This window comes from Shewanella sp. MF05960 (genome assembly GCF_050849305.1).
In the GTDB taxonomy this organism is placed as follows: Bacteria; Pseudomonadota; Gammaproteobacteria; order Enterobacterales; family Shewanellaceae; genus Shewanella.
On record NZ_JBOZPS010000003.1, the window covers coordinates 188328 to 211939 of the forward strand.

The 23612-nt window shown below is 42.5% G+C and carries 24 protein-coding genes; 7 read left to right on the forward strand and 17 right to left on the reverse strand.

What is annotated here, in order from left to right; genetic code table 11:
• Nucleotides 1–118 precede the first annotated feature (118 nt).
• The 11 genes from cctA to yceD form a co-directional block, all read right to left on the reverse strand.
• Entirely contained in the window at nucleotides 119–454 is a 336-nt protein-coding gene (gene cctA, locus ACROAE_RS04235; RefSeq protein ID WP_432399692.1) for a tetraheme c-type cytochrome CctA, read from the reverse strand.
• A 370-nt stretch (nucleotides 455–824) separates the two neighbouring features.
• Nucleotides 825–1700, reverse strand: a complete 876-nt coding sequence (locus ACROAE_RS04240; protein ID WP_432399694.1) for an NAD(P)-dependent oxidoreductase — start codon at nucleotides 1698–1700, stop codon at nucleotides 825–827.
• Nucleotides 1701–1713: 13 nt separating this feature from the next.
• Complete coding sequence (locus ACROAE_RS04245; RefSeq protein ID WP_432399695.1) at nucleotides 1714–2202, reverse strand: acyl-CoA thioesterase; 489 nt, start codon at nucleotides 2200–2202, stop codon at nucleotides 1714–1716.
• 90 nt (nucleotides 2203–2292) lie between these two features.
• Nucleotides 2293–3534: a beta-ketoacyl-ACP synthase II gene (gene fabF / locus ACROAE_RS04250; RefSeq protein WP_432399696.1), complete on the reverse strand. Its 1242-nt coding sequence runs from the start codon at nucleotides 3532–3534 to the stop codon at nucleotides 2293–2295.
• Nucleotides 3535–3697: 163 nt separating this feature from the next.
• The gene (acpP, locus tag ACROAE_RS04255) at nucleotides 3698–3931 is read right to left on the reverse strand and encodes an acyl carrier protein (RefSeq protein ID WP_011496723.1); all 234 of its coding nucleotides are present in this window, start codon (nucleotides 3929–3931) and stop codon (nucleotides 3698–3700) included.
• 163 nt (nucleotides 3932–4094) lie between these two features.
• Nucleotides 4095–4841, reverse strand: a complete 747-nt coding sequence (gene fabG / locus ACROAE_RS04260; RefSeq protein WP_432399697.1) for a 3-oxoacyl-ACP reductase FabG — start codon at nucleotides 4839–4841, stop codon at nucleotides 4095–4097.
• A gap of 10 nt (nucleotides 4842–4851) precedes the next feature.
• Complete coding sequence (fabD, locus tag ACROAE_RS04265) at nucleotides 4852–5778, reverse strand: ACP S-malonyltransferase (protein ID WP_432399698.1); 927 nt, start codon at nucleotides 5776–5778, stop codon at nucleotides 4852–4854.
• An 81-nt stretch (nucleotides 5779–5859) separates the two neighbouring features.
• Nucleotides 5860–6819, reverse strand: coding sequence for a beta-ketoacyl-ACP synthase III (locus ACROAE_RS04270; protein ID WP_432399699.1), 960 nt, complete (start codon nucleotides 6817–6819; stop codon nucleotides 5860–5862).
• 8 nt (nucleotides 6820–6827) lie between these two features.
• A complete protein-coding gene (plsX, locus tag ACROAE_RS04275) occupies nucleotides 6828–7856 on the reverse strand; it encodes a phosphate acyltransferase PlsX (RefSeq protein WP_432399700.1) in 1029 nt (342 codons plus the stop codon).
• Between the two features lie 15 nt (nucleotides 7857–7871).
• Entirely contained in the window at nucleotides 7872–8042 is a 171-nt protein-coding gene (gene rpmF, locus ACROAE_RS04280) for a 50S ribosomal protein L32 (RefSeq protein ID WP_011636967.1), read from the reverse strand.
• 17 nt (nucleotides 8043–8059) lie between these two features.
• Entirely contained in the window at nucleotides 8060–8584 is a 525-nt protein-coding gene (gene yceD, locus ACROAE_RS04285; RefSeq protein WP_432399701.1) for a 23S rRNA accumulation protein YceD, read from the reverse strand.
• A gap of 249 nt (nucleotides 8585–8833) precedes the next feature.
• Between yceD and ACROAE_RS04290 the strand changes: the two genes are divergently transcribed.
• Nucleotides 8834–9451, forward strand: coding sequence for a Maf family protein (locus ACROAE_RS04290; protein WP_432399702.1), 618 nt, complete (start codon nucleotides 8834–8836; stop codon nucleotides 9449–9451).
• A 95-nt stretch (nucleotides 9452–9546) separates the two neighbouring features.
• Here the strand turns inward: ACROAE_RS04290 and ACROAE_RS04295 are convergent, their stop codons facing one another.
• On the reverse strand, nucleotides 9547–10194 hold the full coding sequence (locus ACROAE_RS04295) for an HAD-IIIA family hydrolase (RefSeq protein ID WP_432399704.1): 648 nt from the start codon (nucleotides 10192–10194) through the stop codon (nucleotides 9547–9549).
• A 45-nt stretch (nucleotides 10195–10239) separates the two neighbouring features.
• Entirely contained in the window at nucleotides 10240–11196 is a 957-nt protein-coding gene (rluC, locus tag ACROAE_RS04300; protein ID WP_432399705.1) for a 23S rRNA pseudouridine(955/2504/2580) synthase RluC, read from the reverse strand.
• Nucleotides 11197–11823: 627 nt separating this feature from the next.
• Between rluC and rne the strand changes: the two genes are divergently transcribed.
• On the forward strand, nucleotides 11824–15189 hold the full coding sequence (rne, locus tag ACROAE_RS04305) for a ribonuclease E (RefSeq protein ID WP_432399706.1): 3366 nt from the start codon (nucleotides 11824–11826) through the stop codon (nucleotides 15187–15189).
• A 400-nt stretch (nucleotides 15190–15589) separates the two neighbouring features.
• On the opposite strand, the gene ACROAE_RS04310 is transcribed toward rne, so the two are convergent.
• Entirely contained in the window at nucleotides 15590–16507 is a 918-nt protein-coding gene (locus ACROAE_RS04310; RefSeq protein ID WP_432399708.1) for a bifunctional methionine sulfoxide reductase B/A protein, read from the reverse strand.
• Between the two features lie 157 nt (nucleotides 16508–16664).
• Here ACROAE_RS04310 and ACROAE_RS04315 point away from each other — a divergent pair, with 157 nt between their 5' ends.
• Together ACROAE_RS04315 and ylqF are read left to right on the forward strand one after the other, a co-directional pair.
• On the forward strand, nucleotides 16665–17504 hold the full coding sequence (locus tag ACROAE_RS04315; protein ID WP_432399709.1) for an isopenicillin N synthase family dioxygenase: 840 nt from the start codon (nucleotides 16665–16667) through the stop codon (nucleotides 17502–17504).
• Between the two features lie 164 nt (nucleotides 17505–17668).
• Nucleotides 17669–18610: a ribosome biogenesis GTPase YlqF gene (gene ylqF, locus ACROAE_RS04320; RefSeq protein ID WP_432399711.1), complete on the forward strand. Its 942-nt coding sequence runs from the start codon at nucleotides 17669–17671 to the stop codon at nucleotides 18608–18610.
• A gap of 113 nt (nucleotides 18611–18723) precedes the next feature.
• On the opposite strand, the gene ACROAE_RS04325 is transcribed toward ylqF, so the two are convergent.
• Both ACROAE_RS04325 and ACROAE_RS04330 read right to left on the reverse strand, forming a co-directional pair.
• Nucleotides 18724–19218, reverse strand: a complete 495-nt coding sequence (locus ACROAE_RS04325) for a low molecular weight protein-tyrosine-phosphatase (RefSeq protein WP_432399712.1) — start codon at nucleotides 19216–19218, stop codon at nucleotides 18724–18726.
• 151 nt (nucleotides 19219–19369) lie between these two features.
• Entirely contained in the window at nucleotides 19370–20218 is an 849-nt protein-coding gene (locus ACROAE_RS04330; protein WP_432399713.1) for a DNA ligase, read from the reverse strand.
• A 147-nt stretch (nucleotides 20219–20365) separates the two neighbouring features.
• Here ACROAE_RS04330 and ACROAE_RS04335 point away from each other — a divergent pair, with 147 nt between their 5' ends.
• Entirely contained in the window at nucleotides 20366–20734 is a 369-nt protein-coding gene (locus ACROAE_RS04335; RefSeq protein WP_432399714.1) for a diacylglycerol kinase, read from the forward strand.
• A gap of 73 nt (nucleotides 20735–20807) precedes the next feature.
• Here ACROAE_RS04335 and hdfR read toward each other — a convergent pair whose 3' ends face one another.
• Complete coding sequence (gene hdfR / locus ACROAE_RS04340) at nucleotides 20808–21683, reverse strand: HTH-type transcriptional regulator HdfR (RefSeq protein WP_432399715.1); 876 nt, start codon at nucleotides 21681–21683, stop codon at nucleotides 20808–20810.
• 108 nt (nucleotides 21684–21791) lie between these two features.
• On the opposite strand from hdfR, the gene ACROAE_RS04345 reads away from it, so the two are divergent.
• Nucleotides 21792–22220 carry a DUF413 domain-containing protein gene (locus ACROAE_RS04345; RefSeq protein ID WP_432399716.1) on the forward strand — a complete coding sequence of 143 codons (429 nt, stop codon included), beginning with the start codon at nucleotides 21792–21794 and terminating at the stop codon, nucleotides 22218–22220.
• 446 nt (nucleotides 22221–22666) lie between these two features.
• Nucleotides 22667–23578: a DUF481 domain-containing protein gene (locus tag ACROAE_RS04350; RefSeq protein ID WP_432399718.1), complete on the forward strand. Its 912-nt coding sequence runs from the start codon at nucleotides 22667–22669 to the stop codon at nucleotides 23576–23578.
• Nucleotides 23579–23612 lie beyond the last annotated feature (34 nt).

Genomic DNA, 23612 nt, shown 5'->3' on the forward strand with positions numbered 1-23612 from the left:
TTCTGGCGAGTCACTTATTAGCGCGCAATGGTATTAGATATATACTTCTCGGTTTTTGAAAGAGGCCAGAAACAAAAATACCGACATTAATGTCGGTATTTTTAATCAGCGGGACAACTTATTTAGCAGTACGGCCATCATCATGACATGTGTCACACTTTGGTTTTTCGCCAACTTTAATTTCATGCGGAGCATGACAATCTGCACACATTAACGCACCATCATGCGCTTTATGGGTATCATCCATCTCTGCAAGTGAACCATGGCAACTTTGACATTGTTCAAATTCATATGCACCATCAGCTGATGGCTCTTCATTAGCATGGCAGTTTTCACAGCCACCCATTTCAACGTGAAACTCTGCGAGGGTTTCATCAGCAGCAAATGATGCAGAAGACATCATCATTACCGCGAAACCTGTCGCAAACAATGCGCTGAGTAGTTTGTTGCTCATTATTCATTCCTCCAATTTAGTGTATGCCCGCATTCTTATTATCTGACACGGGTCTTACACTGAAGCACGACACTTTACTTAAGAATTAACTCACCCCTTTATATCGACCGAAATCAAAATTGAGCGACAATATAAAAGTAGTAAATTAATTCACTTTAAGCAAAATTAATTTAGATTAAGCAATAATAACAGTCTTACTTGTTTGAATATGTGCGCTACATCATGTAACTAGATGGTTTTTAGTGATTAAATTAACTTTCACGCCAGAAAACCCTAATGTAGTAACGCCTTATGTATTGGTTTTTATAAGCAAAAAAAAGCCCCAATCAATGTTGAGGCTAACAATAGTAAACTGAATATATTGTCTAAGTTAATTTCTAGATTTTTCTAACCTAGCCAGTAAACTCGAGGTATCCCAACGGTTACCTTTCATCGCTTGCACTTCTGAATAAAACTGATCGACCAATGCGGTAACCGGTAAATGACTACCATTTCGGCGAGCTTCATCTAATGCAATGCCTAAATCTTTACGCATCCAATCAATCGCAAAACCAAAATCATATTGACCTTGCCACATGGTTTGATAACGATTCTCCATTTGCCAGCTTTGCGCAGCACCTTTACTGATCACTTCAATCACTTTAAGGCCATCTAAACCGGCACTCTTAGCAAAGTGAAGCCCTTCAGCCAATCCTTGAACCACACCGGCGATACAAATTTGATTGACCATTTTAGTCAATTGCCCTGAGCCGACTGGCCCTAATAGTTCAGCACAGCGACTGTAAGCAGCAAGAACAAATTGAACAGCATCAAAATGGACTTGTTCACCGCCCATCATTACTGTTAATAAGCCTTTTTCAGCGCCAGCCTGGCCGCCAGATACTGGCGCATCTAAAAAGCCAATATTGAGTGGTTTAATTTGCTCTGCAATCTCACGGGCAACATCAGCTGAAGCCGTGGTATGGTCAACCAAAATCGCACCTGCGTGCATACCCTGTACGACGCCGTGCTCACCTAATACCACTTGACGCAAGTCATCATCATTACCGACACAGGTAAACACGATATCTTGACCTTTCGCTGCTTCTTTAGGTGTAGCGGCAGATTGACCACCAAATTGTTCAACCCACTGAGCCGCTTTTGAGCTTGTACGGTTATATACAGTGACCTCATGGCCATTTTTAACTAAATGCCCCGCCATCGGGTATCCCATTACGCCTAAACCAATAAATGCGACCTTGGCCATGATTTTTCCTTATTTATTCAACTGAAGGTTTAACGTGTGCTTCCATTTCAGCACCGATACGCTTACGCATATCCATTAAACGTAAAGCACTATCACGTAAACGAATATCATCTGCTGTTGCCGGGATCCACTCAGGAACCGATGTTGGATGACCTTCATCATCTACTGCAACCATGATAACAATACAATGAGTGGTTAAATGACGTTCTGATTCTTTGGGATCGCCCGCTTTTACATCTATCGCAATATGCATTGATGTTGTACCGGTGTAAATCACTTTACCCGTTACCTCAACAATATTGCCTACATGGATAGGTTTAACAAAACGGATCCCGCCAGCATAAACCGTAATGCAATATTTACCGCTCCAACCCGCAGCAGTTGCATATGCGGCTAAATCGATCCATTTCATTACAGCACCACCGTGTACCTTACCGCCAAAATTGACATCTGCAGGTTCGGCCAAAAAACGTAATGTAAGCTTTCTATCTTTACCGGCCATAAAGCCTCCCAGTCATTCGATGGTGTATCAACGATACACGTTGTACCGATACAAAAAAAGCGCACTAGGCGCTTTTTATCTTGAACAATATTAATCTATTTTTTTGAATAGTAGCGAACCATTCGTTCCACCAAAACCAAATGAATTACATAACGCGTAATCAAATTGATGGCGGCGTGAAGTATGCGCAACAAAGTCTAAATCGCATCCTTCATCTGGGTTATCAAGGTTAATCGTTGGCGGTACGTGTTGATCGCGCAGCGCAAGCAAAGTAATGATGGCTTCAATCGCACCTGCTGCGCCGAGTAAATGCCCTGTCATTGACTTGGTTGAACTCACCAACAAATCATAAGCATGTGGGCCAAATACCGCTTTAACCGCGGCAGCTTCAGCTTTATCGCCGGCATGAGTTGAAGTGCCATGGGCATTGATGTAACCCACTTGTTCTTTTTGGATCTGTGCATCGTTAATGGCATTAACCATTGCAGCTGCTGCACCTGCGCCATCACTTGGCGGCGAGGTCATGTGAAATGCATCGCCACTCATACCAAAACCCACTAACTCGCCGTAAATTTTAGCACCGCGCGCTTTAGCACGTTCATATTCTTCCATGACAATAACGCCCGCACCATCGCCAATCACAAAACCATCACGGTCTTTGTCCCATGGGCGGCTTGCTGCAGTTGGATCGTCATTACGGGTCGATAACGCTTTAGCTGCACTAAAACCAGCTACACCCAATGGACTTGTGACATCTTCTGCACCGCCAGCAACCATTACATCGGCATCGCCATAAGCAATAGTACGTGCAGCAAAACCGATATTATGAACGCCTGTAGTACAAGCGGTAGTCACTGCAAAGTTAGGACCTGTCATGCCATACATAATCGATAAATGGCCTGCGATCATGTTAATAATGGTGCTCGGCACAAAGAATGGCGATACTTTACGTGGTCCACCGTTTAATAATGCCGAATGGCCTTGTTCAATTAACCACATCCCCCCCATACCAGCACCGATTGCAGTGCCCACACGAGCTGGATTTTCTTGGCTCATGTCTAAGCCTGAATCGGTAACGGCTTGAATGCCTGCGGCCATGCCGTATTGGATAAACAAATCCATTTTACGTGCATCTTTTTTTGTTAAGTATTTTTCAACATCAAAATCTTTAACCGAACCACTAAAACGCGTGCCAAATTCGCTGGCATCAAATTTAGTGATTGGCGCGATACCACTTTGGCCTGCCAATAAGGCATTCCAAGAAGACTCGACATCATTACCTACTGGAGTCACAAGTCCAAGACCTGTGATGACGACACGACGTTTAGACATGATATTCACCTTTAAATAAAAATCTGCCACGATGCCATTATTGCGATAACGCTAAAGGAGTATAAGAAGGGATATGTTAGTGCAATTAAATGGAACGAGCGTTTACAAATGCTTTAAACAAAAACAGGCGGCATAAATGCCGCCTGTCAATGTGAATTCTTGATTACTGATTCTTAGAAACGTAATCGATCGCTGCTTGAACAGTAGTGATCTTTTCAGCTTCTTCGTCAGGGATCTCGGTATCAAACTCTTCTTCTAGAGCCATAACCAATTCAACCGTGTCTAGAGAATCAGCGCCTAAATCGTCTACAAAAGAAGCAGCTGATTTAACGTCTTCTTCTTTAACGCCAAGTTGTTCGATGATGATTTTCTTTACACGTTCTTCGATGTTGCTCATTAGTTTTCTTTCCTATTCAAATTACGCACTTGCGTAAGATTGCGAGTAGTTTATTCGAATTAGATAACAATGCAAGCTTAGATTTTGTGGTCTAACCACAAAAATTAACATTGAATTGTCACTAACACTGACTCAAATGAAGGTAGTTTCCTACCTATCGCCCTTAAACCATGTACATACCGCCATTCACATGCAATGTTTCGCCTGTGATGTAAGCGGCTGAATCCGAGGCCAAAAACAATACTGCATTGGCAATTTCTTGTGCTTGCCCTAAACGTTCCATCGGAACTTGCGACATAATAGCTTGTTGCTGCTCAGGTGTCAGCTCATCTGTCATATCTGTCTGAATAAATCCAGGTGCAATAGCATTCACTGTTATTTGACGAGATGCAACCTCTCTTGCAAGAGATTTTGTAAACCCTATCAAACCCGCTTTTGCCGCCGAGTAATTTACTTGACCAGCATTACCCATTGTACCTACTACTGAACCGATACTGATAATACGTCCGAAACGTTTTTTCATCATAGATCGCATTACAGGTTTAGACAATTTAAATAATGACGTCAAATTGGTGTCAATAATGTCTTGCCATTCATCATCTTTCATCCGCATCAATAAATTGTCGCGAGTGATACCAGCGTTGTTAATAAGAATATCAACATCACCCGTTTTTTCTTTGATCTGACTATACAAATCGGCAACCGATTGACTATCAGTGACATTTAACACCATCCCAAAGCCTTTGTCACCTAGGTATTGCTGAATTGCTGCCGCGCCTTTTTCACTGGTCGCGGTACCAATAACGACTGCACCTGCTTGTTGTAGCGATTCAGCAATTGCACGGCCAATGCCACGACTCGCGCCGGTAACTAACGCTACCTTGCCGTCTAGACTGATGTTAAAGCTCATAAAAACTCCTTTATTCGGTTAATGCCGCAAATGAAGCAACATCATTTACCGCTTGAGCGGATATGGATTTATTAATTCTTTTTGTTAACCCGGTTAATACTTTACCAGGCCCACACTCAACTAAATTTGTAACACCTTGTGTCGCCATAAACTCAACCGTCTCGCTCCAGCGAACTGGGCAATATAATTGACGCACTAAAGCCTCTTTTATTAAATCAGCATCAGTTGGCATAGCAACATCGACGTTATTAATCACATTAATGCTTGGGGCAGAGAACGTCACATTAACTAACGCTTTAGCTAATTCATCAGCAGCAGGCTTCATAAGCGCACAGTGAGATGGCACACTTACAGGCAAAGCTACGGCCATTTTCGCACCAGCGGCTTTACACGCAGCGGCTGCGCGTTCAACTGCGGCTTTTTCACCGGCAATCACGACTTGACCTGGGCTGTTATAGTTAACAGGACTGACAACATCACCTTGGGCAGATTCTGCACACGCCGCGGCAATGGCCTCATCATCGAGACCAATAATGGCAAACATCGCACCAGAACCTGCTGGCACAGCTTGTTGCATTAATTTACCACGCAGCTCAACTAATTTAACGGCATCGGTAAATTCAATCACCCCAGCACACACTAAAGCAGAATACTCACCTAAACTGTGACCCGCTAACAAACTTGGCATTGGCTTGTTAGATGCTTGATATGCACGCCAAATCGCCACACTTGCAGTCAGTAATGCTGGTTGAGTTTTATCTGTCTCGTTTAACGTTTCTACTGGGCCATTGGCCACTAAATCCCATAAATCATAACCTAACGCGTGACTCGCTTCGGCAAAAGTTTGCCCAATAATGTCGTTAGATTGTGCCAAGTCAGCTAACATTCCAACAGCCTGAGAACCTTGACCAGGGAATACAAAAGCAACATTTTCCATAAACACTTACCTGTATAAGAATTGATTTAAGTAACTGCACATTTAAATAAAAGCACATTTAAATAAGAGTAAATTTAAACATTAATAACGAATGAGGGCACTGCCCCATGCAAAACCGCCACCAAAGGCTTCGAGCAATAATAATTGACCACGTTGAATACGACCATCACGCACGGCTTCATCAAGCGCAATAGGCACTGAGGCTGCGGATGTATTACCGTGTCTGGCTAACGTCAATACCACTTTATCTAAACTCATATTGAGTTTTTTGGCAGTGGCATTAATAATGCGGAAATTGGCTTGATGCGGCACTAACCAGTCAATCTCAGACTTATCGACGTTATTTAAACGCAGAGTTTCAGTGACCACATTCGATAACTGAGTGACGGCAACTTTAAATACGTCATTGCCTTTCATTGTCATAAAACTAACGGCTTCAGAGCCTTCACCCGAGCGAGGAGGAAAAGCGCACTTTAATAAGTCGCCTTGACTACCATCAGCATAAATATGGGTCGCAATAATACCTGGTGTATCACTTGCGCCAATAACAGCTGCTCCTGCACCATCACCAAACAGAATCACAGTTGTTCGATCGGCAGGGTCACACATGCGCGACAATACATCAGAGCCAATGACTAATACTTTTTTAGCGGCACCTGTTTTGACGAATTGGTCGGCGACAGACAACGCATACACAAACCCTGAACATGCGGCGGCAATATCAAAGGCTGGAATATTTTTAACGCCGAGTAAGGCTTGAATTTCGCAGGCTGCTGCAGGGAATGCATTGGTTGCACTTGTGGTGCCACAGACAATCATGTCTAACTCGCTGGCATCAATGCCGGCCATTTCAAGCGCTTTTAATGCCGCTTGATGGCCCATGGTTGCCACCGACTCGTCTATAGCAGCGATGCGCCGCTCAGAGATACCGGTTCGGTCAACAATCCATTGGTCATTGGTTTCAACCATTTTTTCGAGATCTTGATTGCTACGTACTTGCACAGGCAGATAACTGCCTGTTCCGAGAATTTTTGTGTGCATATATGAGATCAGCTATTGATGTCTAAAAGAATCGACTCCAAACGATCTTTAATCATTTCAGGAAGACGACGTTTTGCTTCTGTTGCTGCTAAATTTAATGCTTGTAAAAATGCAGCTTCATCCGCGTTACCATGACTCTTTACTACTATTCCGCGCAATCCTATCAGACTTGCACCATTATAGTGGTCGGGGTTCATCTTACTGAGTACAGCTTGTATGTGTGGAGCGATGAGTTTGGAGAGTAAACGTACAAAAAAGCCGTCTTTTAAACCGCGCTTTAATTGATGTACTAATAACTTGGCAATGCCTTCGGAAGTTTTAAGGGTAATGTTACCGACAAAACCATCACAAACAATGACATCGACATTACCAGTATAAATTTCATCACCTTCAACAAAGCCAATGTAATTGACTTGATCGGTGTGTTGTAACAACTGTGCAGCTTGTTGAACTTGATCGTTGCCTTTTACTTCTTCGATGCCCACATTCAATAATGCCACTTTCGGGCGCGCTTTTTTATGGACGGCTTCACATAAAACCGAACCCATAATGGCGAATTGAAATAATGCTTCAGAGTCACAAGAGACGTTGGCACCTAAATCGAGTAAATAAACCGGCTTGCCAGTAACCGCAGGTAAACAAGACACTAATGCAGGCCTATCAATACCCGGTAAGGTTTTTAGCAATACTTTTGCCATTGCCATTAATGCCCCCGTGTTACCTGCGCTGACGCAAGCGGCCGCTTTTCCGTCTCGTACTAATTCCAGAGCAATTCTCATTGAACTGTTTTTACGTGAACGCAAAGCATGAACGGGCCTATCACACATGGTGACAACTTCGGTGGTATGGATTATTTCAATACGGTCTAAATCAGTAGAAGGTGTTTGAGGTAAATATTTTTGAATTTCGGTTTGATTACCAACCAAAATAATTTTGAGGGTGTTATGAAATTTCAGTGCCTGCATTGCTGCAGGCACTGTCACGTGGGGACCGTGATCGCCCCCCATCGCATCTAACGCAAGCGTCAGATTTGTCATCAGATAATCAACAAATTACTTGTTGATTACCTTTTTACCGCGGTAAAAACCATCAGCAGTCACGTTGTGACGTAGATGTAATTCACCGCTAGTAGCGTCTACTGATAATTGAGCAGTGCTCAATGAATCATGTGAACGACGCATGCCGCGCTTTGAACGTGATTTTTTATTCTGTTGTACAGCCATTTGACCTGTCTCCTAGATTACTTGCTCTTCAGTTTTTCTAACACTGCAAACGGATTTGGACGCTCCTCATGAGCGGGTTCGATCTCGCCTACAACTATATCTTTCGACCCTAATTTGCAATCAGTATCTTCATGCATAGGGATGATCGGCATAGCGACTATCAATTCATCTTCAATCAATTGATGCAGACGTACTTCGCCAATCTCATTACACTCAATTGGGTCATACGCATCCGGGAGCTCATCGATTTCTGCCTCAGTCTTACAAGGACTAAAACAAAAGTCGACCGTAACCTCCGTAGTATATTGTGTCATGCAACGTTGACATAGCAGAGTGAGCTCCGTCACAGCCTTCCCGCGAAGGTAGACTATCCCCTGTAAGTCGACGCCACATTCCAACGACACAACTACGTTGGAACAGTCGCCGGCACATAACTCGCTTAATCGCTTAAGTTGCTCACCTGGCACGAAACCTTCATAACGAAGGCCGCTTGAGGCAGCGCGTATAGGATCAATTGAAACCGGTATCTTTACTGTTTGCATAAGGCGCGCATATTATAGTTTGAAAACGCTGGAGTCAAAGAAAATTTCCGTAAAAATACGGTCATCTCACCTAACACTGACTATTTAGGTATTCTTTAATCCGGCATTGAATTTGAAAGTTGGCAAATTTTACCGAACCAAACCCCATCACACAAGCATTACTCGGTGAAAAATACTCCATTTGACCTAATGAATGCAGTAAACTGCACGATAATTGATTATTGATAAATAAATAGTGAAATAAACCCGATGAATTTCAATCTTGTACTCGCATCAACGTCCCCTTTTCGGCAACAACTATTGCAAAAATTAATGCAGCCATTTGACTGTGTAAATCCCAATATAGACGAAACACCACAGCAAAATGAAACAGCAACGGCATTAGTGCAACGTTTAGCTGAGCAAAAAGCGCTCGCGGGTGCCAAATTAGCGATTAAAACAGATTCAACACAATTAATTATTGGTTCAGATCAAGTCGCAGTGATAAACGGGCAGATTATCGGTAAACCCCATACTGTCGACAATGCGATTGCCCAACTAAGTGCCGCATCTGGCCAGGCCATAACCTTTTATACTGGGCTTGCCGTATATAACCAAGTCACACAGCAGATGTTATCGTGCATCGAACCTTTTACAGTACATTTTAAAAGCTTAACGCAAACACAGATCCGCTATTATGTCGAAACAGAACAACCTTTATATTGTGCGGGAAGTTTTAAAAGTGAAGGCCTAGGGATTGCGCTGTTTAGCCGTTTAGAAGGTGATGACCCCAATACCTTGATTGGCCTGCCATTAATTAAATTAATTGAGTTACTGCAACAACAAGGTATGGATGTGTTAAGTAAGTCATCCGTGATGAGAAGTTAGTCGTAAATAACAAGTAGGTGGGAATAAGCAGACTTTACGAAAAAACAGTGTGTAAATGAGGGCTTTCAATCAATATCATGAAGCCCAACATCATATTACAAGTAATCGCGAATTGCAGAAGCTTGACTCACAATAGCCAAAGGCTGAAGCACTTGTAACCGCGCTTCATCATGGGCACCATAACTCACACCAATACTGGCCATGTTAGCGTTATTGGCCATGGTTAAGTCATGAATTGAATCACCAATCATAATCGCTTTGTCAGCGCTGATCTCAAAATGACTTAACAAACTTTGAAGCATTTCTGGGTGCGGTTTACTTTGAGAATCACTGGCACAACGTGATGCATGAAAATACTGTTCTAGCCCATTCAACTCAAGTACCCTATCTAACCCTTCGCGTGCTTTGCCCGTCGCAATTGCTAATAAATACCCCGCGTCATGTAGCTGCTTAATCAATAATTCCACACCGTCGAATAACGGTGTTGGATAATCGCTGGCTAAATGATGGCGACGGTAACAATCAATAATTTGTTGATGATCTTGATGCCCAGCAAACAAAATCGGCATAATCGTAGGCAAAGACAATCCAATCACATCTCTTACTTGTTGCTCAGTCGGCACCGTTAATGCTAACTCATGCGCCACACCTTGCATACAGGACACAATTTTACCCACGGTGTCCATTAACGTGCCATCCCAGTCAAAGATGACTAAATCAAATGCTTTGTCTTTACGCTTCACGTTATGCCTTACTTTTTTGATTCAACACATTGCAAATACTGTAGTTTAAGTTCGTTTGAGCTTATCCAAAGTATTCAATAATATTTCATCTAATGGTGCTTTGACTTGCATGACTTCATTATTTTCAGGATGAGTAAACTTGAGCTCAGCCGCATGTAAAAACAGGCGGTCTAATCCTAACGCTCTCATGCTGTCATCAAATTGTTGCTCGCTGTATTTGTCATCACAGGCAATTGCATGGCCCGCATACTGGCAATGCACACGAATTTGATGCGTACGACCTGTCACAGGGCTGGCTTTCACCAACGTACACCCTTGGTAGCGTTGCATGATTTTGTAGCGAGTCTCAGACTCTTTACCTTCTTTATTGACGCGAACAATACGTTCACCCGATTTTAAGGTGATTTTTAATAACGGCGCTTTGACCACTTTATCGCTTGCTTGCCACTCGCCACGCACTAAGGCTAAATAATCCTTTTGCATGGTTTTACTGCGCAGTTGCTCATGTAAATGCTTTAATGCACTGCGTTTTTTAGCCACAAGCAGCACACCTGAGGTGTCTTTATCTAAACGGTGCACTAGCTCTAAAAATTTCTGTTGTGGCCGCAGTGAACGTAACCCTTCAATCACGCCATAATCAACACCACTGCCACCATGTACAGCAATACCAGCGGGTTTGTTTAACACAATAAGATGATTATCTTCGTGGATAATCCGTTCTTCAAGCTGCGACACTCGAGATAAATTAGGCGATGGCGCTTTGCGATTATCTTTCTCAGCCATTCTCACCGGCGGAACACGCACGATGTCACCGATTTGCAATTTGTATTCTGGCTTTATGCGCTTTTTATTTACGCGCACTTCTCCTTTACGCACAATCCGATAGATCATGCTCTTAGGAACACCTTTTAATTTGGTGAGTAAAAAATTATCGATGCGTTGTTCAAAATGATCTTCGTCGATAGTCACGTATTCAACTTGGGGGGTAGTTTCAGTATTCATGATGCGCCATATAGTAGTAACCGCGATAGTGTACCTTATCTTGCAAATGATTGGCTATTACCATGGCGGACTTGAAATAAATACATGAAAGAATATGGGCTTTTGATTGATGACAATAGCGTTTGTTGCTATATTTGCGCTCAGGTTGAGAGTAAACAGTGGATAAAGTGTTCACAACTTTCACCAAATGCGAAAGAACTGCAATTAAGAAAATGAGCTTTATCGGTAGCAAGTCATTGATTTGCAAATTGTATATAAATAAAAAACGACAAGAAACGTTTCGACAATTAAACCGTAAGTCTTCAATAAAGATTTCAATTTAACTGCAGTAAATCGCCCCAAATTCGAACAATATTTTAGCTTGTTATCAAACAAACCGATTCGACTTGGGCATTAACGGATTAAATTACCATAATTTATGGGGTTGGTTGTAAGTCAACGAATTCCTTGTTTTTGTAAATATTAGAAAATAAGCCATAAATAGGATGCGACACGCAGCGACTGCGTTTTACAGTGATGAGCACCTAATTGCCTGAAGCTAACCGTGAGGTTACACCGATTAATTCAGGCCCGTAATGCAGAAAGATCGTGTTGTTTGATGACCTCATTTAGAAGAATCACGTCATCATGAAACGTATGTTAATTAATGCAACTCAATCAGAAGAGTTGCGTGTTGCCCTTGTAGACGGGCAACAACTGTATGATCTAGATATCGAAAGTCCTGGTCACGAACAGAAAAAATCAAATATCTATAAAGGTAAAATCACTCGCGTAGAGCCCTCACTTGAAGCTGCTTTTGTTGATTATGGCGCTGATCGTCATGGTTTCTTACCGCTTAAAGAAATTGCCCGCGAATACTTCCCTAAAGGTTACTCATTCCAAGGTCGTCCTAACATCAAAGAAGTGGTGCAGGAAGGTCAAGAAGTCATCGTCCAGATTGATAAAGAAGAACGCGGTAATAAAGGCGCGGCTCTAACAACCTTTATCAGCCTTGCGGGTTCATACCTGGTACTCATGCCAAATAATCCTCGTGCTGGCGGTATTTCACGTCGTATCGAAGGTGATGAACGTACCGAACTTAAAGAAGCTATCTCTGAACTTGAAGTACCAAATGGCATGGGCTTAATCGTTCGTACCGCTGGTGTTGGTAAAGAGTCAACTGAACTTAAGTGGGACTTAAAAGTACTTCAACACCACTGGGATGCCATTCAAGAAGCGGCACAAACTAAACCGGCACCATTCTTAATTCATCAAGAAAGCAACGTAATTGTACGTGCTATTCGTGATTATTTACGTCGTGATGTCGGTGAAATCCTCATCGATCACCCACGTATTTTTGAAGAAGCTAAACTGCATATAGGTTTAGTTCGCCCAGATTTCGTTGAGCGTGTTAAGCAATATGATTCAGAAGTGCCGTTATTTACTCACTTCCAAATTGAGTCGCAAATTGAGTCAGCATTCCAGCGTGAAGTGCGTTTACCGTCTGGTGGTTCAATCGTAATCGACCCAACAGAAGCATTAACGTCTATCGATATTAACTCTGCTCGCGCCACTAAAGGCGGCGATATTGAAGAGACTGCACTAAACACCAACCTTGAAGCTGCTGATGAAATTGCGCGTCAATTACGTCTGCGTGACTTAGGTGGTTTAGTGGTTATCGACTTTATCGATATGACGCCTGTTCGTCATCAACGTGAAGTTGAAAACCGTATGCGTGATGCCGTGCATCATGACCGTGCTCGCGTGCAATTAGGTCGTATCTCTCGTTTCGGTTTAATGGAAATGTCACGTCAGCGCCTGCGCCCTTCCCTTGAAGAGTCAGCAGCACATTTATGCCCACGTTGTCATGGCCAGGGTACTATTCGTAGTACTGAATCTTTAGCGTTATCCATTTTACGTTTAATGGAAGAAGAAGCCATTAAAGAAAATACCACTCAAATTGAAGCTATCGTTCCGGTTGATGTGGCGGCATTCTTGTTAAACGAAAAACGCAAAGCGATTCGTATTACTGAAGAGCGTCATGAAGTTGAAGTGTACATCATTCCAGATGCCCACATGCAAACGCCAGAGTATCGTGTTGTTCGTCGTAAAAGCGATGATGAAGTTAGCGAATCTAGCTACAAGCGCGTTGAAAAACCGTCATCAAAGTTATATGAACCACGTAAACTTGAGCGTGCAGCGTCACCAGAACCTGCTTTAAAAGGCTTTGCTGCACCACAAAAAACAGCAATAGATGAAGCTGCTCCAACGCCTGCTCCAGTGGCTAAAGCCCCTGTTGCTGCAGCGCCAACTCAACCAGGGTTCTTTGCGCGTATCGTTTCAGCAATCAGTGCACTGTTTGCCACCAGCGATAGCGAAACCAAAGACACTAAACCAGCTGCGCCTGCAAAAGATGCGTCACAGGCTAACAATCGTCGCCCACGTCGTAATGACAGCCGTAACGATAGTGCGAATCGCAACACCAGCCGTAACGACAGCCGTAACGACAGCCGTCGCCAACGTACTGACAGCGATAAGCCAAAAGACGGTACAGAGCCACGTACTCGTAACAAACGTAATGATCGTAATGATCGTAATAGTAAAAATAATGCTCAGGACGATAGCGTTAAAAACAAACCGCGTAATGAAAAAGTAGACACGCCATTAGCAGAAACTAATGAGCCGAAAGCTGCCGATATCAATACTGAAAAATCACCTAAGCAAGAAGCTGCACGTGAACGTCGTCAACGTCGCAACATGCGTCGTAAAGTGCGAATCGAAAGCGAACAAACTGATGATACAGTTGCAAAAACAACGGATGCGAACGATAAAGCAGAAGAAGTTAACACAGCAGATATCAAAGCGGTAGAGCCTAAAGTAACTGAAGAAAAATCAGAAACAAGAGCGCCTCGCAGCCGTCGCCAGCCACGTAAAGAAAGAAGCGAACAATCGAATGACGCGCAAGCTAAAAACGATACAGAAACATCAGACAATACTGATAAGACAGTAGCGTCAGCGCCACAAGCAACGGCAGATGTTGTTAAAGCAGATGCTACTGAAGTTCAAGTTGAAGCGAATGCGGTTAAAGCAGAGCAAACAACTGCGACAATTGAAATGGTTAACGAAACCAGCAATACTGAAGCAACTGTTGCCGTTGAAAACACCGAAAATGGTGACGCTACGGATGACAACGATGCAGATGCATCTGAAGACGCGAAGGCAGACGGCCGTGAAGGTCAACGTCGTAGCCGTCGTAGTCCTCGCCATCTTAGAGCTGCAGGTCAACGCCGTCGTCGTGATGATAGCGACACAACTCAACAAGCAGTATTTACCTCTGTTGATGAGTTAGAGAAGCAGTTAGATGCTGAGCAATCTCAAGACAAGGCACCAGTAAAGCAAGCAAACGTTGAAGCCACTGTTAAACCGGTAACTGACACTCAAGTCGAAGTAACAGCAGTTGCGACTCACGCTGAAGCAGCAACACCTGTTGTTGAACCTGTTGCAGAGAAAGCGGTTGAAGCACCTAAAGCTGTAGAGCCTAAAGCAGAACCGATAGCGGCAGCAGCTCCTGAAGTTGTTAAAGCTGAAGTGAAAGCTGAAGTGAAAGCTGAAGTGAAAGCTGAAGTGAAAGCTGAAGTAGTGAAGGCTGAACGAGTAACGGAAACAGTTAAATCTGAGCCAGAAGTCAATGTCGCTCACGAAAAATCAGTAGCTTCAAATGCTTCTGCGCCAATGGCCAAACCTGCTGCTATGGTACGCAAAGTTCAAACTGAGACTGTAACTGATGTTAAATCAGAGGTTACCGCACCGGTTGAAGCTGCGCCTAAAGCCCCCGCTAAAGCCAGTCGTTTTGGTTCAATGGTGTCTTCAGATATGACTAAGCCGACTGTTGATGTACGCGAACAACAAGCGGTACCGCAAGGTCGAGCTTATGAAGCGCAAGCTGAAACCAATGCACCTAAAGTCGCAATGGGTAACAGTGCATCATCTGATATGGCTCGCCCAGGCAAGTAATATCATAAGAAGTAATAATACTTCTTAACCATAAAGCCATGCTTAGCATGGCTTTTTTATTGGGCTATTTTTAATTCTGCGGCGATGTGTGGCGCTGTAAACTTACTAACAACCTGTCCAGTAGTTGTTGATAGAAATGCTGTGCTGACGGCCTGATGATTTACATCGATAGGATATTTGATTAAAGCCAATATGAATGAAGCAGATGAAATGCAATTAAGTGCGTATATTCAGACGTTGTAGGCTCAACGTATAAACGCCATCAAAGTCTTTTGAAAAGCGGCAACATAAAGATAAAAAAGGGAGTGATTGATGATTCAACCTCCCCCTTTTTTATTTAACTGATGCACTACTTTTAACCAATACTTTTTTAACTAGAGCATTAATTTTAACTAGTGAACTATTTTTTGCGTTTATCAGCGAATTTTCGCATCACTTTATCAAACTTTGGTTTCACCACTAACTGGCAATACGGTTGTTCGCCATGTTTAGCAAAGTAATCGTCATGATAATTTTCTGCCGGGTAAAATGTATCAAAAGCACTAATTTGAGTCACGATAGGGTTAGGCCAGATTTGTTGTGCATTCAAGCGGTTGATAAACGCATTGGCTAAGTCAACTTGTTCACTGTTATGCGCAAAAATAGCCGAACGATATTGTGGCCCTTTATCGTTGCCTTGTTGATTTAATGTCGTTGGATCGTGACTTTCGAATAACACGGTTAAGAGTGTTTCATAGCTAATCAGAGCCGGGTCAAACTCAATGTGCACAACTTCAGCGTGCCCTGTACGCCCCGAACATACCGCATCATAGTTTGCCTCTTGTGCATCGCCACCGCAGTAACCAGACTTAACACTGATCACCCCCTCAAGTTGAGCGAAAATCGCTTCAACGCACCAAAAGCAGCCCGCACCAAAAGTGGCTTTTTGATTACGACTAACAGCCATATTTGATGCGTTTAATTCATCGATTGATTTGAACACCATCGACACCGAATTAACGCAATGACGTACATTTTTATCTGTCAGAAATTCACCTTCAAATACATGGCCTAAATGTCCACCACACTGATCGCAGGTAATTTCAACACGACGCCCGTCGGCATCAGGGGTGCGCTTAACGGCACCCGTAATCTCATCGTCAAATGCGGGCCAGCCACAATGAGCGTTAAACTTATGTTCGCTCTTGTATAAAGGTGCCAAACATTTTTTACAGCAATACACGCCTTGAGCATCATGGTCCACATACTCGCCACTAAAAGGGCGCTCTGTGCCTTTTTGTTCAATCACGTATTTTTCAAAGTCGGTTAAATTATTCATTGCTTGTTCTCACTGATTTTTTGCGGCATCGATAAACAATACGCGAGATCAATAGCATCAGTTCAACCAATACTCTTTGAATACGCGCAAATAATTGCGACAAAGTGTGACTAAGGTTACCATTGACGTGGGTCAACACACTAATAAGAAATATATAATGAAACTTAATACAATTGATTATTTAGCACCAGATAGTGCTGAGCGCTTTGTCGAGTCACTTCGTGAAACGGGTTTTGGGGTATTAACAAACCACCCTATTCAAAAGCAACTTGTCGAAGACATATACCAAGAATGGTATGCATTTTTTCAGTCTGAAGAAAAAAATGAGTTTTTATTTAATAAAGAAACTCATGATGGATTTTTCCCTGCATCAGTGTCAGAAACAGCCAAGGGCAACACAGTAAAAGATATCAAAGAATATTATCATGTGTATCCATGGGGTCGTATTCCTGATTCACTTCGAGCAAATATTCTTGCTTACTACGAGCATGCCAATACCTTAGCCTCTGAATTACTTGGCTGGATTGAACAATATACCCCTGCAGACGTAGCGGTTAACTATTCTATTCCACTACCAGACATGATAGCGCAAAGCGAAAAAACCTTATTGCGTATTTTACATTACCCGCCGATGAAGGGTAATGAAGAAATGGGCGCTATCCGCGCGGCTGCACATGAAGACATCAATTTAATTACCTTATTGCCTGCGGCAAACGAGCCTGGTTTACAAGTTAAAACCAAAACAGGTGAATGGATAGATGTGCCAAGTGATTTTGGTAGCATCATTATTAATATCGGTGACATGCTTCAAGAAGCCTCTGGCGGTTACTTCCCGTCTACATCACACCGCGTGATTAACCCTGAAGGTACCGACAAAACTAAGTCGCGTATTTCACTGCCATTATTTTTACACCCTAATCCAGATGTTGTACTGTCTGAGCGTTATACCGCTGACAGTTACTTAATGGAAAGATTACGTGAGTTAGGTGTTATTTAACCTTAACGTGATTAAATAGCACTAAGACTAAGCGCCGTTAGGCGCTTTTTTTATGCTTTTACTAAGCTAACAAGGTACAATACGGCTTTTATATTCTTTGATTAAATATTCCGTTATTTACTCGAATATTTACTCGAACAGGCATTCGGTTATAAGGCAACATCATGGCAATTCAGTGGTATCCAGGACACATGCACAAAGCACGTAAAGAGATTGAAGAGGCGATGCCTCAGGTCGATCTTGTTATTGAAGTGCTCGATGCGCGCATTCCCTACAGCAGTGAAAACCCAATGGTGTCACAACTTCGTGGCGATAAACCGTGTATTAAATTGCTCAATAAATCAGATTTAGCCGATCCCGCGGTCACTGAACGTTGGATTGAATACCTCGAGCGTGAACAAGGCGTAAAAGCTTCAGCGATTACCACCTTACAACCCGGCATGGTGAGAAATATTCCAGATATTTGCCGTAAATTAGTGCCTCATCGTGATGTGATGGAAAAAGACATCCGCACTATGATTATGGGTATCCCAAACGTGGGTAAATCGACCATAATCAACACCCTCGCTGGCCGAACTATCGCCAAAACAGGTAATGAACCAGCGGTGACCAAAACCCAACAACGCATTAATCTACGAAATGGTATTGTGCTTTCTGACACGCCTGGGATTTTATGGCCAAAAGTTGATAACGAAGCCAGTAGTTATCGTCTTGCGGTAACCGGCGCCATTAAAGATACGGCAATGGAATATGAAGATGTGGCAATGTTTGCCGCAGACTACTTCTTAAAAGCTTACCCAGAAGCGATTTGCGAGCGTTATAAGCTCAGCTCTTTACCCGATACAGACATAGGCTTACTTGAAGCCATTGCTGGCTCACGTGGTGCGTTGCGTCCGGGTGGACGTATTGATTATCACAAAGTCTCGGAGTTGTTATTGCACGATTACCGATCAGGACGGATTGGTTTATTAAGCTTGGAAACACCTGAGATGGCAGAAATGGAACAAATCGAAGTTGCCCGAGTATTAGCAGAAAAAGAAGCAATAAAGCAGCAAAAAATTGAACAAGAAAAACTAAAGCGCTCAGGTAAACGTCACAACGACTAGTTTTTACCTTTATCGCTAACACCAAGAATATTGTTCAAACTAAGGATATTGCTCAAGCCAAGAATATCGCTAAAACGAAGAGTATCGCTCATCATGATTAACGGGGTAATTGCTTACCCCGTTTTCGCTAATACCAATTGCTTCGCTAACTCAGCAAGGCTAGTCTCGAGTAAATCGATCACCAATTCAAATCCCCTGTCACCACCATAATATGGGTCTGGCACTTCCTTTACCCCTTCGCCTGCAAAAGACAAAATCAAGCGGATTTTATATTGTAAATGCGCAGGACAACGTGAGTACAAATCGATTAAATTGGCCTCATCTGCCGCTAAAATCAAATCAAATGTGTCGAAGTCACTGTCAATAACTTGCCTGGCTTTCATACCTGAAAAATCTAAACCACGCTTGCGTCCCGCTATCATACTGCGAGGATCAGGAGCGTTACCTTGATGAAACGCAATTGTGCCTGCGGAGTCTATCTTAAGCGATAATCCGTGTAATTTAGCTTGCTGTTTAAATACGGCCTCGGCAGTCGGTGAACGACAAATATTGCCCATGCACACAAATAATACTGACGAGATGTTGGTTAAATTTGTATTATCGTTCATGTTTTTTACCTGTTGGTTTATTTTCGAGATGACTATATTGCTCAGGTGGTGACTTATCAATTCACGTTTAAACATGATGTCATTTACAGCTAACTCGATGGCCTATCTTCAATGATGCGCAGTCAATGAACTACCATCAATAAAGCCAACACTATTGAGCGGGTCGCTCGCGTAAAAACGTAGCAAAACGCGGAGTCCCTTTTTGGGTAAACCCTAAATATTGATAAGTAATAATCGTACCAATAGCGGGCGGATATTGTCTTTGTATGTCACTGAGCCCACTGCCAATATTAAACACTTTTCCTTGGGGCGTTTTAACCGTTAATGCACCGAGTTGTCCTGTGTATTTGCCTTTACCTGCAGTGTGACCTATCACCACAGCTTCTGCATCATATTTCGGTTTTAATTTTACAATATACGGACTGCGTCCAACGGTATAAAAAGCATGGCGATAGTGCAGCATTAACCCTTCCCCGCCAGTATCGACCACGCTATCAAGCTCAGAAAAGAGCGTGTGATTATCTGCAAACGTTAATTGTGGAATAACCTGTAAGTGAGCTGAATTAACCTTTTGAGCGAGTTGTTGCATCGCCATATACCGTTGTTCAAAGGTGCCACTATGTTGCGGTAAATCAAATATCATAAACGTGACAGACTGCCACTCTTGAATTTGTGTATGCTGGCGACGAACCAGGGCAGAGATTTGCTCAAACTGCTCCCGACCTAGCCATAACTCACCATCAATAGGGTATTCAGGAAAGCCTTGCGTAAAAGTTGCAGGAAGGTTAACCGTGCGCCCACTTCTCGTTAGCATCTGTTTACCCGTCCAGTATCCTCGCACCCCATCTAACTTTTCGCTTACAAGGTAATCGGTTACATCTAAATCGGCGGCATAGTGACTCGCAAGTTGAATTTCAGGCTTGGGAAGCGCTTCACTTTGACACACCATACAGCTCATCAAGAATAGAACGGAAAATAGAAAAGTGTGAACACGTAACATAAGCAATCCTTGCATAATAGCTTGAGCCTCATGGCAAGCTAAAGCCTAGTACAAGTCGAATAAATGTGCACATATAGCCAAAAACACTGGTAGCTGTGGTCGTGAATGTTACAATCAGCACAATGTGAATAAAAAGAAATAAAAATAATGAAACCAGCAAATAATCATGGTCTTAAACGCGTATTTAGAGCAACGGGATTCTCAATAAAAGGCCTAAAAGCCGCATGGCAAAATGAAGCAGCATTTAGACAAGAAGCCGTTTTAGCTATACTAATGTTACCTGTAGCCTTACTTGTTAATGTCAGCGCACCTGAACGAATATTATTGATAATGACACTGATGATTGTGTTGATTGTTGAATTACTCAACTCAGCCATTGAAGCGGTAGTGGATCGTGTCGGTGATGAGATCCATCCATTAAGTGGTCAAGCCAAAGACATTGCATCTGCAGCAGTGTTTATCAGTTTAGTTATGTGCGCAATCACTTGGGCGATGATTCTTTTACCATTAATTTAATCATATTTAGCAACAGGTCTTACCCCAGATGGCTTAGTAGACAATCACTGTTCGCTAAGCCTTATATGGATGGTTATTGATCGATACACGGCGCCATATCAGTGGTTAATCTATTGGACAATATCTCTATGGCTTGTTCAATATAAGCCAACCTTTCATTTTCAGCCCAGTACGCCGCATACACATTGCGGGTAATGCTGCTTGCCCCTTCAACAATAAATAAGGTTTTGTTGGTTAAATAAGGTTTAACGAGCACTTCAGGTAAAAAAGCGCAACCGCCGTTATTCAATATAAAATCCAATGCCATTCTGGCTGAGCTGGTATGCAATACCGGCAGTGGCAGCATAGTGTATTCTTGCGCATGGGTGATATTAAATGCAGTGCCCCAATCAACTTTAATATAAGGAATGGTTGAGGTTTGCGACACGCTAAGGTTGGGCTGTTTAGCCACTAAGACTAATTTGATCTGTGCCAGCTTAATCAACTCAAGCTCATCCAGTTTTGGCGGATCGAAACTAATGGCAATGTCCAAACTGCGCTCAATGAGTTGGCGCGTCATGACCGAGCCAGACAATACATCTGTGCGTAATGCCACACCGTCTAACCCTAGATGAAGTGGTTGTAAAAAGGGTTGTAGATACGCATCCCAAATATTGTGTCCTGCAGACACCGTTAATTGAGTGCTGTGTTGTTGGTTTAAAATAATATCTTGTTTGGCCCTTTCCCACGCATTCAATACTGCTTCGGCGTGTCCGAGCATTCGCTCACCGGCGGGTGTGGGTTGAATATTATTACGTAAACGTTCAAAAAGCTCGACGCCTAGAATGCCTTCTAATTGTTTTATCCTAAAACTCACCGCACTGCGCGTTAAGTAAAGATTTTCAGCCGCCTTACCAAAGTGGCGTGTACGGGAGACTTCTAAGAACGTTTTTAATAAATCTGTATCCATAAAAATTCTTTACCATGAAGGACAAAATATTTTGATTTAAAAAATGATAATACTAGCCAATACTCCAGTTGAAAATCTTTATATCTCATAATCTAGAAGGTATTAGCCATGTCTCAGCAATCATTTGTCAATGCGAAACAAGGTATTGAAGCTCACACCAATGGGTCAAGTGACAGTTTCCGCTCTACTAAACGCTTCTATGATGACGCTAACTTTCCTAAAGGCTTTAAACGCTGCGGTGATTTTACCAGCAAGGAAGCTGACTTGCTTGAACAACATGGTCAAGCAATGAAAAGTTTAGCCGAAGGTGCCCAGCTGCCCTGTAATGTCGATGAAGACCAATTCGTCAACGTTGCCAAAGGCCATTTACCCGCATCTACCGCTATGGAATTACTGTGGGCTAAATATTGTCGTTTGGCAAAAGGTAAACCTTTTTATGCCGTCGTCGGTACGATTCATGCTCCTGCGGGTGCAAAAGTGGAAATCGAATTCGATGATGTTGAAGATGATAGCACTGACACCGATGAGTCTGAATAACGGGTATTCGGGCCACAAAACAACAACCTACAAATCTTAACATTTTGCTAACCATTTCAGTTAAAGTAGAGCATTTTTAATGCTCTACTTTTTGTATTTAACACAAAAAAGACACCTCACACACTCATCGCCAATGCTCAGACCTCTGAATCACCAGCTTTTGCAACAAAAAAGGTGATTTTTAAGCCTTTAAGTTCAAACTACCAACGAAAACTTGATTTAGCGCAATTTTTACATACAAATACTTCACATTTAGTTACAAGCTGCTAATATGTTTGCTGAACAGTTTGTCCTATTTTTTTGTTTGAACTTTATGACGACACATTTTGATAACCCTACATTGGTTATTGTCGAAGGAAAATAAACTCAGCCTCAAATACGGCAACAGCATCATATGAAGACGCATATCTTGTAACACTAGAATAAATAATAAATGCGGAGTTTCAATGATTAGGCCCCTTTTTTATATTGTCGTGATGCTATTAAGCACTCAAACTGCCTACGCAGCGAGTAGCCATAATAGTAATACATCGTCAGTAATGGATAAATTTGCCCTCGATATTGGGGTGTTTTATGCTAACTCCGATTCCAACATGGCGGTTACCAATCCTAAAACCGGCGGATCGTTTCCGATCGATTTTGAAGATGAATTTTTACTCGCAGAAGAACAATATCTCCCTTATTTCGAACTCACCTACTCTTTCAATCAACGCCACAACCTTTTTATAGATTGGAAATCTCTCGACAGAAAAGCCGATAATAATGCCGTAAGCCAAGATTTCATCCTTGAAGATATTGATGGTAAAGATTACCTAATCGAAGTGGGTGCTAAATTAAACACTGAATTAAATATTGATATTTTACGTATCGGTTACGGATACGATATCTGGCAAGGTACAGATTATGCTGTTGGTGTTTCGATTGGGTTACACACCATGTTTGTCGAAGCCGTATTCAAAGGCACGATAGGCACATGCATACCAGACTCATCCCTCACGAGCTTATGTAATAATGTCGTCGCTACGCCTGAGGTGGTAGATGATACGCTTACTGCGCCACTGCCTAATGTCGGTATTTATGGGGCTTATGAGTTTTATCATGGTTGGAATTTCTCAGCGCATGCGCAATATTTCTCTATCAGTTATGATGATGTCGATGGATCACTCATTGATGTCCGCTTAGGTGTAGAAACTAAGTTCTGCGACAACTGGTCGTTAAAGCTCGCTTATAATTATTATGACGTAGACATTACGATAGAAAAGCAACGTAAGATGAACAACAATGAAATGAGAACCTTCGACCATAAAATCAGCTACAGCTTCACAGGTCCTATGTTTGCCGTTTCATATGCCTTCTAACCCGCACACATTATTGTCATAAAAGCATCTTAGG

Excerpts from the sequence above, each read along its gene's own strand:
- ACROAE_RS04335 (WP_432399714.1), top strand. The coding sequence starts at position 20,366 with ATGAAACCAGCAAATAATCATGGTCTTAAACGCGTATTTAGAGCAACG.
- plsX (WP_432399700.1), bottom strand. The coding sequence starts at position 7,856 with ATGACAAATCTGACGCTTGCGTTAGATGCGATGGGGGGCGATCACGGT.
- fabF (WP_432399696.1), bottom strand. The coding sequence starts at position 3,534 with ATGTCTAAACGTCGTGTCGTCATCACAGGTCTTGGACTTGTGACTCCA.
- ylqF (WP_432399711.1), top strand. The coding sequence starts at position 17,669 with ATGGCAATTCAGTGGTATCCAGGACACATGCACAAAGCACGTAAAGAG.
- cctA (WP_432399692.1), bottom strand. The coding sequence starts at position 454 with ATGAGCAACAAACTACTCAGCGCATTGTTTGCGACAGGTTTCGCGGTA.
- ACROAE_RS04240 (WP_432399694.1), bottom strand. The coding sequence starts at position 1,700 with ATGGCCAAGGTCGCATTTATTGGTTTAGGCGTAATGGGATACCCGATG.
- ACROAE_RS04315 (WP_432399709.1), top strand. The coding sequence starts at position 16,665 with ATGAAACTTAATACAATTGATTATTTAGCACCAGATAGTGCTGAGCGC.
- ACROAE_RS04350 (WP_432399718.1), top strand. The coding sequence starts at position 22,667 with ATGATTAGGCCCCTTTTTTATATTGTCGTGATGCTATTAAGCACTCAA.
- fabD (WP_432399698.1), bottom strand. The coding sequence starts at position 5,778 with ATGGAAAATGTTGCTTTTGTATTCCCTGGTCAAGGTTCTCAGGCTGTT.
- yceD (WP_432399701.1), bottom strand. The coding sequence starts at position 8,584 with ATGCAAACAGTAAAGATACCGGTTTCAATTGATCCTATACGCGCTGCC.
- rluC (WP_432399705.1), bottom strand. The coding sequence starts at position 11,196 with ATGAATACTGAAACTACCCCCCAAGTTGAATACGTGACTATCGACGAA.
- ACROAE_RS04310 (WP_432399708.1), bottom strand. The coding sequence starts at position 16,507 with ATGAATAATTTAACCGACTTTGAAAAATACGTGATTGAACAAAAAGGC.
- ACROAE_RS04245 (WP_432399695.1), bottom strand. The coding sequence starts at position 2,202 with ATGGCCGGTAAAGATAGAAAGCTTACATTACGTTTTTTGGCCGAACCT.
- ACROAE_RS04330 (WP_432399713.1), bottom strand. The coding sequence starts at position 20,218 with ATGTTACGTGTTCACACTTTTCTATTTTCCGTTCTATTCTTGATGAGC.
- rne (WP_432399706.1), top strand. The coding sequence starts at position 11,824 with ATGAAACGTATGTTAATTAATGCAACTCAATCAGAAGAGTTGCGTGTT.
- ACROAE_RS04270 (WP_432399699.1), bottom strand. The coding sequence starts at position 6,819 with ATGCACACAAAAATTCTCGGAACAGGCAGTTATCTGCCTGTGCAAGTA.
- hdfR (WP_432399715.1), bottom strand. The coding sequence starts at position 21,683 with ATGGATACAGATTTATTAAAAACGTTCTTAGAAGTCTCCCGTACACGC.
- acpP (WP_011496723.1), bottom strand. The coding sequence starts at position 3,931 with ATGAGCAACATCGAAGAACGTGTAAAGAAAATCATCATCGAACAACTT.
- ACROAE_RS04290 (WP_432399702.1), top strand. The coding sequence starts at position 8,834 with ATGAATTTCAATCTTGTACTCGCATCAACGTCCCCTTTTCGGCAACAA.
- ACROAE_RS04325 (WP_432399712.1), bottom strand. The coding sequence starts at position 19,218 with ATGAACGATAATACAAATTTAACCAACATCTCGTCAGTATTATTTGTG.
- ACROAE_RS04345 (WP_432399716.1), top strand. The coding sequence starts at position 21,792 with ATGTCTCAGCAATCATTTGTCAATGCGAAACAAGGTATTGAAGCTCAC.
- rpmF (WP_011636967.1), bottom strand. The coding sequence starts at position 8,042 with ATGGCTGTACAACAGAATAAAAAATCACGTTCAAAGCGCGGCATGCGT.
- fabG (WP_432399697.1), bottom strand. The coding sequence starts at position 4,841 with ATGAGCTTTAACATCAGTCTAGACGGCAAGGTAGCGTTAGTTACCGGC.